General features: G+C 60.9%; 10 protein-coding genes. 5 read left to right on the top strand and 5 right to left on the bottom strand.

Annotated elements, in window-relative coordinates:
- Nucleotides 1-10: 10 nt before the first annotated feature.
- Together HB376_RS12625 and HB376_RS12620 are read right to left on the bottom strand one after the other, a co-directional pair.
- Nucleotides 11-1,684, bottom strand: coding sequence for a glycosyltransferase family 39 protein (locus HB376_RS12625; RefSeq protein WP_213764138.1), 1,674 nt, complete (start codon nt 1,682-1,684; stop codon nt 11-13).
- 406 nt (nt 1,685-2,090) lie between these two features.
- The gene (locus HB376_RS12620) at nt 2,091-2,465 is read right to left on the bottom strand and encodes an Mth938-like domain-containing protein (protein ID WP_213763998.1); all 375 of its coding nucleotides are present in this window, start codon (nt 2,463-2,465) and stop codon (nt 2,091-2,093) included.
- 560 nt (nt 2,466-3,025) lie between these two features.
- Between HB376_RS12620 and HB376_RS12615 the strand changes: the two genes are divergently transcribed.
- The 5 genes from HB376_RS12615 (at nt 3,026) to HB376_RS12595 (ending at nt 10,262) form a co-directional block, all read left to right on the top strand.
- Nucleotides 3,026-4,264, top strand: coding sequence for an aminotransferase class I/II-fold pyridoxal phosphate-dependent enzyme (locus tag HB376_RS12615; protein ID WP_213763997.1), 1,239 nt, complete (start codon nt 3,026-3,028; stop codon nt 4,262-4,264).
- Between the two features lie 27 nt (nt 4,265-4,291).
- Nucleotides 4,292-5,608 (top strand): homoserine dehydrogenase, encoded by a 1,317-nt coding sequence (locus HB376_RS12610; RefSeq protein ID WP_213763996.1) that lies wholly within the window; start codon nt 4,292-4,294, stop codon nt 5,606-5,608.
- 9 nt (nt 5,609-5,617) lie between these two features.
- Nucleotides 5,618-7,063, top strand: coding sequence for a threonine synthase (gene thrC / locus HB376_RS12605; RefSeq protein ID WP_213763995.1), 1,446 nt, complete (start codon nt 5,618-5,620; stop codon nt 7,061-7,063).
- Nucleotides 7,064-7,294: 231 nt separating this feature from the next.
- Nucleotides 7,295-8,887: an ABC-F family ATPase gene (locus HB376_RS12600; RefSeq protein ID WP_213763994.1), complete on the top strand. Its 1,593-nt coding sequence runs from the start codon at nt 7,295-7,297 to the stop codon at nt 8,885-8,887.
- 217 nt (nt 8,888-9,104) lie between these two features.
- Nucleotides 9,105-10,262 (top strand): nitronate monooxygenase family protein, encoded by a 1,158-nt coding sequence (locus HB376_RS12595; protein WP_213763993.1) that lies wholly within the window; start codon nt 9,105-9,107, stop codon nt 10,260-10,262.
- 268 nt (nt 10,263-10,530) lie between these two features.
- Here the strand turns inward: HB376_RS12595 and HB376_RS12590 are convergent, their stop codons facing one another.
- The 3 genes from HB376_RS12590 to HB376_RS12580 form a co-directional block, all read right to left on the bottom strand.
- Nucleotides 10,531-10,734 (bottom strand): DUF1289 domain-containing protein, encoded by a 204-nt coding sequence (locus HB376_RS12590; protein WP_089159551.1) that lies wholly within the window; start codon nt 10,732-10,734, stop codon nt 10,531-10,533.
- A 64-nt stretch (nt 10,735-10,798) separates the two neighbouring features.
- Entirely contained in the window at nt 10,799-12,034 is a 1,236-nt protein-coding gene (locus tag HB376_RS12585) for a phospholipase A (protein ID WP_255631318.1), read from the bottom strand.
- A gap of 543 nt (nt 12,035-12,577) precedes the next feature.
- Nucleotides 12,578-13,918 (bottom strand): Nramp family divalent metal transporter, encoded by a 1,341-nt coding sequence (locus tag HB376_RS12580; protein WP_213763991.1) that lies wholly within the window; start codon nt 13,916-13,918, stop codon nt 12,578-12,580.
- Between the last annotated feature and the right edge of the window lie 75 nt (nt 13,919-13,993).

Here is a 13,993-nt window from a genome sequence, read left to right as displayed (position 1 = left end):
CGCCATTGTTTCAAGGCTGGGGTTTCTCGACAATCACCCTTCGGTCGTCCCGCGCTATGACCTGCATGGGCACGTGCTTTGCCAGCAACTCGTCATACCGGCCGGGCGGCATCAGCGCAAGACCGCAGCGTTGCGCATCCCAACGCTGGATCCACTCGTCGATGGTCGGCACCCACTTCTGGGGTTCCGTCGTGACTCCGAACTTCAGTTCGTCGGGTTCCTGAACCATGATCATGGTGTGGCCGAGATAGAACGGCATGGTGTGATCGAGTTTGGCCACAGAGTAGAACGGCGTGTCGGCGGGCAATCGGGCCATGGCGGCTTTCACCGCGGGCACCAACTGCACGCCCGAGCTTTCGCGGCCGAATACATCGTGGCCGGTGCCGGCAATTGTGCCCATTAACAGCCACGCAGTTCCCAGTAGCACCACGCCACCCATCGAACTGCGCCGGTTCAGCCAGATCGCAGCCAGCGTGACCACGAAGGCCACGGCGAGCGCGGCGTACACCCAGACCTGAAATTCCCTGTACAGCGCATTCGGCGTGTGGCCACCGCCCATCCGACCCAAAAAGATCGCGCCGAAAGCCGCCACGACAAGAAATACCGCGTACCCGGTCAGGTGCTTGTGCCATTGGGCGCGCGTGAGCAGCGGCAAGTAGATCGCGATCAGCAACGCAATGGAAGGCGCGATTGGCAGCGTGTACGACAGCAGTTTCGAATGCGATGCGCTGAAGAACAAGAAGATAAACGCCGACCAGACCAGGAGCAGAGTGACCGGTGCGAAGCCGTTCGGCTGGCGCGGCACCTTCAGCGCATGCCGGACGCTCTGGAACGACACCGAGAGCCAGGGCAGGAAGCCGACAATCAGCACCGGCACGAAGTAATAAAACGCACCCGGACGGTTCTGCTCGGGGGTCAAATATCGGGCGAACTGCTGCACGATGAAAAAGAAATTCAGGAATTCGGGATTCTTGATCTGGACCAGAACGAACCACGGCGCGGCAATTATCAGGAACAGGATCAGCCCGCTGCCAATATAAAGCCGGCGCCACAACGCCCAGTCACGCGCGATCAGCGTGTAGAGCACCAGCACCGCGCCCGGCAGAATCAGGCCAACCAGCCCCTTTGACAACAGCGCGAGCGCCATGCCGGCCCAGCAAAGCCACATCCAAAGGCGGACTTGGGGCGCGGGCAGGTTCGGACGTTGCGCCAGCAGCAAGCTGCAGAGCGTGAGTTGCATCCAGAACGACAGGCCCATGTCGAGCGTGTCGAAATGGCCCATCAGGTTCCAGTACGGCGAAGTCGCCAGTACGACGGCCGCGCAAAATCCCGTCACGCCGTTGAAGACACGTGCGCCGGTATAGCCGATCAGCAGCACGCCGGCAAAGCCCGTCAACGCGGTATAAAGCCGCGCCTGCCATTCGCCGATACCAAACCATGCGAACGTCAGCGCGTTCGCCCAAGTTTGCAGCGGCGGTTTTTCGAAATACTTGTAGCCGTTGTAACGCGGCGTGATCCAGTCGCCGGTCACGAACATTTCGCGCGCCATTTCGGCGTAACGGCCTTCGTCGCTTGGGACGAGATGGCGCAGGCCCAGCGGCGCGAACCAGATCACGGCGAGTGCCGCGATCAGCAATAGAAGTGAGAGGCGGGTGAGCGGTAGCCGGGAGGGCGTATCGTTCATGAGAGTCGACCTGTCCGATGCCGCTTTCGCGGCGCTAGCAAAATCCATGGGGGGCTCGAGTTTGGCGCATTGAGGCTTAAGGCCCGCTTAGCAGGCACATTGGGGGCAAGCTTCGACGCGTATCCGGCACCTATTCGGCACCATTCGGCGCGCGGCCAGCCCATGCAGGTTCCGCTGCTTCGACAACGCGCACAAGCCAGCCAAACGGCCAGTCCTTGTGCGTTTCGCCGTGCGGCGGGCGGGTGCGGGCCGGCGCGTCATCCATCGGTGCGCAGAAAACAGGCGTTCCCGATGCCGATAGCCGTATCGATTTCGGCGCCGGGCGGCAGTTTATCGCACCGGCGCGTGGAATCCGCGCTGAAGCGTTGCCGCGGCGTTCATGTGAGCTTCCACCGGTATGCCGAAGTTACGCTTCGATCAGCAGCGCAGCGGCGACCCGGCGGCCTTCCGACATGAGAATGTTGTAAGTACGGCATGCGGCGCCGAAATCCATTGTCTCCACGCCAATGCGTTGCTGGGAAAGCTTCGCGATGAGCCGAGGATGCGGAAAACGCAGGCGCGCACCGCTGCCGAACACGACGACTTCAGGCGCGATCGCGATGAGCGCGTCAAAATCTTCCGGCGTCAGCGCCTCGAACGAGGACACAGGCCATGCGATCACGGGCGTTTCCGGCATCACGATGATGCTGCCTTCATGGCGTTGCAGATTGATCGCGACGTAATCGGCGCCGTAACTCGTGATGGTATTGAGCGCGCCGCTGGCTTCCTGATGTAGTTTCAAATCGGTATTCCGACAGGCAAGTTGATGGCGAGAGGTGACTGCGCGAGAGTCCTGCGACAACCGGACGGCTCGGCGGGCAATACAGAGTTCATCGGCTTGTGCGGGCACCTGGATGAAGCCGATGTGCACGCGTTTTGCCGGTGGCGCATTGCGAAAGTCACGGATAATCCGCTAAATTATAACTTTTCAGCCGTCAGCGGGTTGCGAGCCCGGGCGGCGCGATGCTTCGCGTGCCGCCACAAGCTGCTTGCCGACACGCAATCGGGCGTTTTGCCTTGGCCTGATGGCCATAAGCTCACACGATTACGCCTAAACCTGCCTCTATCCGACGCATTTTCGCTAGACTGCCTGTTCCGCGTCGCTACTTAGGGTTTCTGCGCGGTGTCCGGTCCGTTCAAGGTCTCGGTTTGACGTGTTTTCACGCGCAGCGCCTGAAGCGCCGGGCGAAAACACCGGCGTGGCCGGCGCTGCGCCGAGTCCGCGGCCCTGACTTGTCAACTTTATTTGCCGATTTTCCTGATCCAGAGCCTGACTTCCAGTAACCAGTGAGCTTTCCCGCCGTGAAACCGATTCTAAAATCCAATAAATTACAGAACGTCTGTTATGACATTCGCGGTCCCGTGCTCGAGCACGCGAAGCGGCTGGAGGACGAGGGCCACCGGATCATCAAGCTTAATATCGGCAACCTGGCCGCGTTCGGCTTCGATGCGCCGGACGAGATCATCCAGGACATGATCCGTAACCTGCCGACTTCGTCGGGTTATTCGGACTCGAAGGGTGTGTTCGCCGCGCGCAAGGCGATCATGCATTACACCCAGCAAAAGGGTGTGGCGGGCGTGGAACTGGACGACATCTACATTGGCAACGGCGCGTCCGAGCTGATCGTGATGGCCATGCAGGGTCTGCTCAACGACGGCGACGAAGTGCTGTTGCCCGCACCGGACTATCCGCTGTGGACGGCTGCGGTGAGCTTGTCGTCCGGTACGCCGGTGCACTATCTCTGCGACGAATCCGCCGGCTGGATGCCCGATCTCGACGACTTGCGCTCGAAGATCACGCCGAACACGAAGGCGCTCGTCATCATCAACCCGAATAATCCGACCGGCGCGCTGTATTCGGACGAACTGTTGCTGGAGATGATCGAACTGGCGCGCAAGCATGGCCTGATCATTTTCGCCGACGAAGTCTATGACAAGATCGTCTACGACGGCCGCAAGCACACGGCGGTCGGGGCGTTGTCGGAGGACGTGCTGACGGTCACGTTCAATAGTTTGTCGAAGAGCTACCGGGCCTGCGGGTATCGCGCGGGCTGGATGTTCATCTCGGGTCTCACGGGTGAAAACCGTCGCATTGCCCATGACTATATGGAAGGGCTCGGCATCCTGGCCTCGATGCGCCTGTGCGCGAACGTGCCGGGGCAGTACGCCATCCAGACGGCGCTGGGCGGTTACCAGAGCATCAACGACCTGATCGTGCCGGGCGGCCGGCTCTTCAAGCAACGGGAACTCGCGTACGACATGCTCACCGCCATTCCCGGCGTGAGTTGCGTCAAGCCGCAGGCGGCGCTGTACATGTTTCCGAAGCTCGACCCGAAGATGTATCCGATCGTCGATGACCAGCAGTTCATTACGGACCTGTTGCTCGAAGAACGTACGCTGCTGGTCCAGGGCACCGGGTTCAACTGGCCGGCGCCGGACCATTTCCGCGTAGTGTTCCTGCCGAACGTGGACGATCTCGCTGACTCCATCAACCGTATCGCGCGCTTTCTCGATGGTTATCGAAAGCGTCACTCTGTCTAAAACCTCTCTTATAAGACTCACGCTGCAATGGAACCGATCAAAGTTGGCCTGCTGGGCTTCGGCACCGTCGGCGGCGGCACCTTCACGGTGCTGCGCCGCAATCAGGAAGAAATCAAACGGCGCGCCGGACGGGGCATCGAAATTACGCGCATCGCGGTGCGCACGCCGTCGAAGGTGCAGGGCGCGGCGGGCATTGACGTCACGACCGACTTCAACGCCGTCGTCGACGATCCTTCCATCGACATCGTGGCCGAGATGATCGGCGGCACGGGCATCGCGCGCGAACTGGTGCTGCGCGCCATCTCCAACGGCAAGCATGTGGTGACGGCGAACAAGGCACTTCTGGCCGTGCACGGCAGCGAGATTTTCGAAGCGGCGAGCAAGAAGGGCGTGATGGTCGCGTTCGAAGCGGCGGTTGCGGGCGGTATTCCGATCATCAAGGCGCTGCGCGAAGGACTGACGGCCAACCGGATCCAGTACATCGCGGGCATCATCAACGGCACGACGAACTACATTCTCTCGGAGATGCGCGACCGTGGGCTCGACTTCGCGACCGCGCTGAAAGCGGCCCAGGAACTGGGTTATGCCGAAGCCGATCCGACCTTCGACATTGAAGGCGTCGACGCGGCGCACAAGGTCACGATCATGAGCGCGATCGCGTTCGGCGTGCCCGTGCAATTCGACCGGGCTTACGTGGAAGGGATCAGCAAGCTCGACGCCATCGATATCCGCTATGCCGAGGCGCTGGGCTATCGGATCAAGCTGCTGGGTATTGCGCGGCGCACGGAGAAGGGCATCGAGTTGCGCACGCACCCCACCCTGATTCCGGCAAAACGCTTGCTGGCGAACGTGGAGGGCGCGATGAACGCGGTGGTCGTGCACGGCGATGCAGTCGGCACCACGCTTTATTACGGCAAGGGTGCGGGTGCTGAGCCGACTGCGTCGGCGGTGGTCGCCGATCTCGTGGACGTCACGCGCCTGCATACGGCCGACCCGGAACATCGCGTGCCGCACCTGGCGTTCCAGCCGGACAGCCTCGCCAACACGCCTATCCTGCCGATCGAGGAAGTGACGAGCAGCTACTACCTGCGCCTGCGCGTGGCGGATGTCACCGGCGTGCTCGCCAACATCACGCGGATTCTCGCCGACAAGGTCATTTCCATCGACGCGTTGCTGCAGAAGGAATCCGAGCACGTCGATGGTGAGGACAAGGGCGAAACCGACATCATCCTGCTCACGCACGAAACGGTCGAACGGGAAATCAACGCGGCGATCACGCAGATCGAGGCGCTTTCCACCGTGGTTTCGAAAGTGACGAAGCTGCGCATGGAAGGATTGAACTAGGGCTTTGAAATGAACTATATCTCTACGCGCGGCGCCGGTTTCGGCGAACGACATACTTTCTCCGACATCCTTCTCGGCGGTCTCGCCAAGGACGGCGGCCTGTATTTGCCCGCTGAATATCCGCGCGTCACGGCGGACGAGCTGACCGCCTGGCGCACGCTTTCGTATGCGGATCTCGCCTACGAAATCCTGCGCAAGTTCAGCGACGACATTTCCGACGAAGATCTGCACTCGCTCACGCGCCGCACTTATACGGCGAGCACGTACAGCAATGTTCGCGATCACGAGAGCGCGTCGCAGATTACGCCGCTGAAAACGCTGGGCGAAGAGGGCGGCACGACGGTGTCGCTGCTGGAATTGTCGAACGGTCCCACGCTCGCGTTCAAGGACATGGCCATGCAGTTGCTCGGCAACCTGTTCGAGTACACGCTGGCCAAGCAAGGGCAGACGCTGAACATTCTTGGCGCGACCTCGGGCGACACCGGCAGCGCGGCCGAATACGCCATGCGCGGCAAGCAGGGCGTGCGCGTTTTCATGTTGTCGCCGCATCAGAAGATGAGCGCGTTCCAGACGGCGCAGATGTTTTCGTTGCAGGACCCGAACATCTTCAATCTGGCCGTGATCGGCAACTTCGACAATTGCCAGGACATCGTCAAGGCGGTGTCGAACGATCACACGTTCAAAGCGGCCAACAAGATCGGCACGGTCAATTCGATCAACTGGGCACGTGTGGTGGCGCAGGTTGTCTATTATTTCAAGGGCTACTTCGCCGCGACGAAGTCGAACGCCGAGCGGGTGTCGTTCACGGTGCCATCGGGTAATTTTGGCAACGTGTGCGCGGGGCATATTGCGCGGATGATGGGTTTGCCGATCGAGCAACTGGTCGTCGCCACGAATGAAAACGACGTGCTCGACGAATTTTTCCGCACCGGGATTTATCGCGTGCGCACGGCCGCCGAGACGTATCACACGACCAGCCCGAGCATGGATATCTCGAAAGCGTCGAATTTCGAGCGTTTCGTGTTCGATCTGCTCGGCCGCGATCCCGCGCGCGTGCTGCAATTGTTCCGCGATGTGGAAGAAAAGGGTGGATTCGACCTCGCGGCCAGCGGTGACTTTGCGCGCGTGAAGGAATTTGGTTTCGTGTCGGGACGCAGCAGCCATGCGGACCGGGTGGACACCATCCGCGACGCGTTCAAGCGTTACGGCACCATGATCGATACCCACACGGCCGACGGCCTGAAGGTTGCGCGCGAGCATTTGACACCGGGCGTGCCGATGATCGTGCTGGAAACCGCCCAGCCGATCAAATTCGGCGAAACCATCCGCGAAGCGCTTGAGCGCGAGCCGGAGCGGCCGGCGGCGTTTATCGGTATCGAAGAATTGCCACAGAAATTCGATATCGTGGCGGCCGAGGCGGGGCTGGTGAAGGCGTACATCGCGGAGCGCATCTAGGCTCGGGACGGGCGGCAGCGGCGGATTTGGGCAGATTCAGTCAGCCCGGAACGCCCGGCGCGGCGGCATTTGCTGGGTCATTGGCGCGCCACGCAGGGCACCATTTGCGGATCGCCGGAAGCGCGGTGTACGCGCCCGTGCATTGCAGCTTTCCGCTGCAATGCCGCAATTCGTCCCAAAAACTGCTAAAATTGCGGGTTTTTCGCCGTACACCATTCAAAAGGACGCGCTGTGCTGTCTACTGCCAACATCACCATGCAATTTGGGCCGAAGCCCCTCTTCGAGAACATTTCGGTCAAGTTCGGGGAAGGAAATCGCTACGGCCTGATCGGGGCGAACGGTTGCGGCAAATCCACGTTCATGAAAATTCTGGGCAGCGACCTGGAACCGAGCTCCGGCACTGTGATGCTCGAACCGAACGTGCGTCTCGGTAAGTTGCGTCAGGATCAGTTCGCGTATGAAGACATGCGCGTGATCGACGTCGTGATGATGGGCCACACGGAAATGTGGAACGCGATGTCCGAGCGCGATGCCATTTACGCGAATCCCGACGCTACCGACGACGACTACATGCACGCTGCCGAGCTCGAAGCGAAGTTCGCCGAATACGACGGCTACACGGCCGAAGCGCGCGCTGGCGAACTGTTGCTGGGCATTGGCATTGCGATCGAGGACCATACCGGCCCCATGAGCAACGTCGCCCCGGGCTGGAAACTGCGCGTGTTGCTCGCACAGGCGCTGTTTTCGAAGCCGGACGTGTTGCTGCTCGACGAGCCGACCAACAACCTGGACATCACCTCCATTCGCTGGCTCGAGGACATACTGAACCAGTACAACTCGACCATGGTGATCATTTCGCACGATCGACACTTCCTGAACCAGGTCTGCACACACATGGCGGACATGGATTACGGCACGTTGAAGGTGTACCCGGGTAACTACGACGACTACATGCTGGCGTCGGCTCAGGCGCGCGAACGTCAGGCGAACGCAAACCAGAAGGCGAAGGACAAAGTGGCCGATCTGCAGGACTTCGTGCGCCGGTTCTCGGCCAACAAGTCGAAGGCACGCCAGGCGACCAGCCGTGCAAAGCAGATCGAGAAGATCAAGATCGAGGAATTCAAGCCGTCGTCGCGGCAAAATCCGTTTATTCGCTTCGACTTCGAGAAAAAGCTGCACAACATCGCGGTGGTGGCGACCAACATCACCAAGAAATACGATCGCACCATCTTCAACCACTTCAGCCTGAGCGTTCAGCCGGGTGAGCGGATTGCGATCATCGGCGAGAACGGTGCGGGCAAGACCACGTTGCTGCGTGCGCTGAAGGGTGCAATCGAACTGGATGGCGGCACGGTCAAGTGGGCGGAAAACGCACTGGTCGGTTATATGCCGCAAGACACGTACGAAGAGTTTCCGAAGGACGAGACGCTCACCGACTGGGTTGACCAGTATCGTCAGGACGGGGACGACGATCAGATGGTCCGTGGGACGTTGGGCCGCTTGCTGTTCAACGCCGACGACATCAAGAAATCGGTCAAGGTGCTGTCGGGTGGTGAGAAAGGCCGCATGATCTGGGGCAAGCTGATGCTTGGGCGCCCGAACGTGCTGTTGATGGACGAGCCGACCAACCACATGGACATGGAGTCGATCGAGTCCTTGCAGATCGCGTTGGAGAAATATGAAGGCACGCTGATCTTCGTTTCGCATGACCGCGAGTTTGTCAACGGGCTGGCGAATCGGATTATCGAGGTGAAGAATGACGGCACGCTGCGCGACTTCGGCGGTACGTACGAGGAATTCCTGACGAGCCAGGGTATTCAGTAACACGCGCATGTAACGCAGCACTCCGCAAAGAGAAACAAGCAGAAACAAGCAGCAACGCAAACGGCCCCTTCTTACGAAGCGGGCCGTTTCCTTTTCTGGAACGGAGCACGATCGGAAAACTGAAATACAGCACAGTCGAACTTGCTTGATAAAACGCAAGGCGTGTTTGTCTAACCTCCTGCAAGCTAAAAACTTTGACTCTGGAGATGCTCCTTCGATGACCCCTCTTACCCCCCTGACCATTCGCGGCCGCACGTTGCTTCCTATTGTGCAGGGAGGCATGGGCGTGGGTGTGTCCGCGCACCGGCTGGCCGGCGCCGTCGCCCGGGAGGGTGCAATGGGGACAATCTCGAGCATCGACTTGCGGCATCACCATCCCGACCTGCTTGAGATGTGCAAACAGAATCCGGATCAGGCGACGCTGGAAGCCGCCAACCAGACGGCGTTGCGGCGCGAGATCATCGCAGCGAAGGCCCTCAGCGAGGGCCGCGGCATGATTGCCGTGAATGTCATGCGGGCGGTTTCCTCCTACGCGGCAGCGGTACAGACGGCGTGCGAGAGTGGCGCCGACGCTATCGTGATGGGAGCCGGGCTGCCGCTGGATCTGCCGGACCTGACGCAAGGCGTTGATATCGCGCTGATCCCTATCCTGTCGGATAGCCGTGGCATCGCGCTGGTAGTGAAGAAGTGGCTCAAGAAGAATCGTTTGCCCGATGCCATCGTGATCGAGCATCCGGGGCATGCTGGTGGCCATCTCGGCGTGGCGAGCGTGGCGGACATTCCGAGCGAACGTTTCGACTTTGCCCGCGTGATCGAGGAAACGATGCTGACCTTCGATACCCTCGGCATCGGCCGTACTCAGATTCCCCTGATTGTGGCGGGTGGCATCGACGGGCATGCGGCGGTGCGTCGCTGGCAGGCCGCAGGCGCGTCCGGTGTTCAACTCGGCACGGCGTTCGCAGTGACCGAAGAGGGTGACGCGCATCCCGAATTCAAGCGGATTCTCGCTGACGCAACGCCGGAAGACATCGTCGAATTCGTGAGCGTGACCGGCCTGCCGGCGCGCGCGGTGAAAACCCCGTGGCTCGACCGTTATCTGCGCAATGAGCAACGCATTCGCGACAAGATCGGCTCGCGCGAGCAAAAGTGTCCTACGGGCCTCAATTGCCTGGTGGCGTGTGGTTTGCGCGATGGTATCGAGAAGTTCGGGCACTTTTGTATCGATACCCGTCTGGCCGCGGCCCTGCGTGGAGATCGCGCGAACGGGCTGTTCTTCCGGGGGCGCGAGGCGCTGCCGTTCGGATCGGCGATTCGCAGCGTGCGTGAATTGCTCGACTTGCTGGTCGCCGATATCCGGCCCACGGCGGCGGCGTGAACGGCGCGGGTTCTGCAAAACAACCGGTCTGAAGTTTGGGTTACGAGTTGACTGCGAGTCCGAGTCAGCTATTAGCCTGCCACAAGGAGTCATGGGCAGCCACAAGCAGCCATGAACCAGCCTCAAGTGCGCCACAAACCGGTCGCAAGTCAGGCGCTGCCTGATGCAGAAGAAATGTTCTTTCCGGGGTTTCTCCCCGGAGTCAAAAAACTGACTGCGCGCGAACGGGCATGCTCCGGTCGGTCGTCATGCCCCACTCAGCCGCCGATCAAACCTTGTCGCGGGTAAAGCGCATGGCGGTGCCTTCGCGGGTAATGCGCTCCCAGATCGCGCGCTTTTCGGCGTCGCTGAGGAACACCCAGTTGGAGACTTCTCCGGCCATGCGGCCACAGCCTTTGCAGACGTCGTCGAAGAGGGTCGAGCAGACGCCGATGCACGGGCTGTCGGGCAAATCATGAAGGTTCGATGCCATAAAACGCCTGTAGTCGGGCGCGGCATGCAGTGAAAACTGCAGCGCCCGCGCAAAAGATCCAAGTTTAACGCGCGATGCTGTATCCGATCCGCGCGATCCAGTGTTGCCGCTGGTTGTAATCGAGGATGTCCTCGCCGTAGCCGTTGAAATAACCGACCCACAGGTAGCCGCCCCACGCGCTGTTGATCAGTTTGGCGAGCGGATAGGTGAACTGGGCGTCAACGCTGCCGTATCCGTGTTTTGTGCCCTTGCGCAGTGTCGTGGCGAGTTGCCAGCTATCGGGACTGCCGTACTTCACGAGCAGGTCTACGTAACCGCGATAGTCCTGGATGTCCTCGTTGCCGCTCTTGGTGATGTAGTAATAGATTTTCGGCGATATGGTCAGGTGGTTCGAATTGATATCGCCGAAATCCCAGCTCGGACGCACGAAAGCGATGTTGATCCCGCGCGAATCCGCGCCGCTTTTGCCATTCGACTCATGTCCGATACCAGCCGTGACGCCCATGCGCGAAAACAGCGAGCTTTTCCACTCCGTGTTCTCCAGGTAGTAGAACAGTTGCGGCTCGTAACTCGTGTCGCGGAACGGCGCCGATTCAGCCGACAGGTCCCAGATCGACGTTTGTGTGTAGGCAAAATACAGGTTGTCGAGGAAGCCGCGCGAGCGCGGATCGTCCGGCATGATCAGTCGATACTTGAAGCTGAACTGGAATTTAGCGAGGTTATCGCCGTTCTGGCCATCGGCGAAATACATCGGTTCGAAGGTCGATAACCGGCCGCTGAACATGCGGTCACTGGTGGTCGTCGGCACGGCCGATGTGTTCGCGGCGGCCTCTGCGCTCACCAGTTGCTGCGGTGTCGTCGCCTTCGTCTCAGCGGTCTCCGCCGCCACCACTTGCGTTTGCGACTTGCCGCGGTTCAGCGTGATCAGCATGGGCGACGAATCGAAGCCTACGGGATCGACCTTCATCACGCCGCGTGCCGCGTCGGGCCAGGGGGCGGCGTAGCGAACTTTTCGATATTGGCCGGGGCGCAGCGTCAGCTTGTCGGGGACGTTCGGTTCGCGCTGCAGCGCCAGCGGCTGTGGCGGCAGGTCGCCATTGGTCAGCGTGACGTTGAGCGCTTTGGGTACATCGATGGTGAGCGGCTGCTGCTTGTCGTCGTCGCTATAAAGCAGTGTCAGTTCGAGCGGTTGTTCCGCGGCGGCTTCGCGCACCGGCTGGAGCACGGAAACCGTGGCGTAGGCGGCGCTGGTCCAGCCGAGGCTGATAGCGCACGCGAGCATGGCCAGGAGGTAAGCCATCGTGACATCGCGTTGCCGGAAGGGCGTGAGGGAGCGGGTGGAAAACGGCAAAGAGCCTCGGGCCATGAAACGATCGTCCTTGTTGCGTTGAGTAGCGTCCGTGTGAGGCAGCGGGAACGCCTGTCCCGTGTCGCCCCGATTGCGTCATGCGCCAGCGCTTGTTTAGCGACTGACTGAGCGACTGATATCCGGCCCGCCCACGGGCGACATTCGCGAAACGCGTAATTGTAAGCGTGCGGAAGGATCACCTCGAAAAGATGGGCCGAACGGGCAGCAACAGCAAAAAACGGTCCCGACCCGCATCGATTCACTCAGTTCTTGTCGAACGAACCGGCAGGAGCGACATGTTCGCTTGCTCGTATCGACGTCTGTCTGGTGCGTCGGAATACGCATTACCTGCCTGCCGACGCATGCGTCAGGCGGTCAGAACGGGAAAGTTTGAAGCACGGGCGCAGGTCACGGCGAGGCGAGCACCGTTCCCGGCGCAAGCGGAGATCAGCGGCAAATCCGGAGAGTTCCTTTCGCCCCGGCCGCCATCGACTATCAACTATCGGTCAGCAACTGCCACAACAGCGCGCCATTCAGCAGCACGATCAGCGCTGCGCACAACCACGCCAATGCGAGCGGAATGCGCTTGACGCGCCATCGGCCCATGAGTCCGGCATCGGATGCGAAGCGCACGAGGGGAATCACGGCCAGCGGCAATTGCAAGCTCAGCACGACCTGGCTTGCGACGAGCAACTGGTTCGACCCGTGTTCCCCGAATGTGCCGACCGCGAGCAGGGCCGGTCCCATTGCCAGTGCGCGGGTGAGGAGCGCTCGCGCCCATCGCGCAATCTTCAGTTGCAGGAACCCTTCCATGACGGCTTGTCCGGCTAGCGTGCCGGTCACCGTGGCGTTCAGTCCGCACGCCAGCAACGCGGCTGCGAAGATGATGCTGGCCCACTGATTGCCAACCAGCGGTGCGATCAGGCGGTGGGCATCGGCGAGATCGTTGACGTCGTAGTGGCCGTTTGCGTGGAATACGGCGGCTGCCACGATCAGCAATGACGCGTTGACGGTGAACGCCAGGCTGAGGGACGCGAAGGTATCAATATTGACGCCTGTCATGGCGTTGGCGATGGCTTCGTCGTTGCCGTTCTTCGCGTGGTCCTTGACGAGCGCGGAGTGCAGATAGAGGTTATGCGGCATGACGGTGGCGCCGAGGATGCCAGCGGCGAGCCAGATCATGCCTGCGTCGCGCAGCAGGGCGGCAGGCGGTGCAAGACCGGCCAGTGCGCCGCGCCATGAGGGGTTGGCGAGCGCGAGTTCAACGACAAAACAGAATCCTACGAAAAAGATCAGCGTCGTCACGGCGATCTGGAGCGGCCGCTGTCCACGGCTTTGGAGTGCGAGCATGGCGAACGTGCCTATCGCCGACATCAGAACGCCCACGGTCAGCGACACGCCTAGCAGCAGTTGAAGCGCGACCGCGCTGCCGACGACTTCGGCGACGTCGCAGGCGATGATGGCGATTTCGCTGGTGATCCAGAGAAAGAGCGTGGTGCGTCGGCTGTAGCGTTGGCGGCAGAGTTGCGCGAGATCCTGGCCGGTCACCACGCCTACTTTCGATGCGAGCCATTGCAGCAGCAGGCCCATCAGGCTTGCGAGCAGGACGACGCTCAGCAATTGATAGCCGTATTTGGCGCCGCTTGCGAGCGCGGTAGCCCAGTTGCCTGGGTCCATATAGCCGACTGCGACGAGGGCGCCGGCGCCGACGAACGAGAACCAGCCGCGTTTGGGGGCCGAGTCGTCCAGTTGGCCGGCCTGATGTCCGGGTGCTGGATCAGATTGCGGATCGTCCGCGGTGCCGGTTCGTATGAGAGCGGACGGATTCGTGTTCATGCGGTTTGTGGCCTGTTTCCTGAAGCTGGACGTTGCGAAGCGGTTGAGGAAAAAGGCGTGAGCAGTGAAACGGGC

The organism is Caballeronia sp. dw_19 (assembly GCF_018449515.1).
Classification (GTDB): domain Bacteria; phylum Pseudomonadota; class Gammaproteobacteria; order Burkholderiales; family Burkholderiaceae; genus Caballeronia.
Note: the sequence above shows the minus strand (reverse complement) of the source record. Positions and strands in the feature narration are given on the sequence as shown.

Coding starts and splice junctions, on each gene's coding strand:
- HB376_RS12590 (WP_089159551.1), bottom strand. CDS start 10,734: ATGGCATCGAACCTTCATGATTTGCCCGACAGCCCGTGCATCGGCGTC.
- HB376_RS12595 (WP_213763993.1), top strand. CDS start 9,105: ATGACCCCTCTTACCCCCCTGACCATTCGCGGCCGCACGTTGCTTCCT.
- HB376_RS12625 (WP_213764138.1), bottom strand. CDS start 1,684: ATGAACGATACGCCCTCCCGGCTACCGCTCACCCGCCTCTCACTTCTA.
- HB376_RS12585 (WP_255631318.1), bottom strand. CDS start 12,034: ATGGCTTACCTCCTGGCCATGCTCGCGTGCGCTATCAGCCTCGGCTGG.
- HB376_RS12610 (WP_213763996.1), top strand. CDS start 4,292: ATGGAACCGATCAAAGTTGGCCTGCTGGGCTTCGGCACCGTCGGCGGC.
- HB376_RS12580 (WP_213763991.1), bottom strand. CDS start 13,918: ATGAACACGAATCCGTCCGCTCTCATACGAACCGGCACCGCGGACGAT.
- thrC (WP_213763995.1), top strand. CDS start 5,618: ATGAACTATATCTCTACGCGCGGCGCCGGTTTCGGCGAACGACATACT.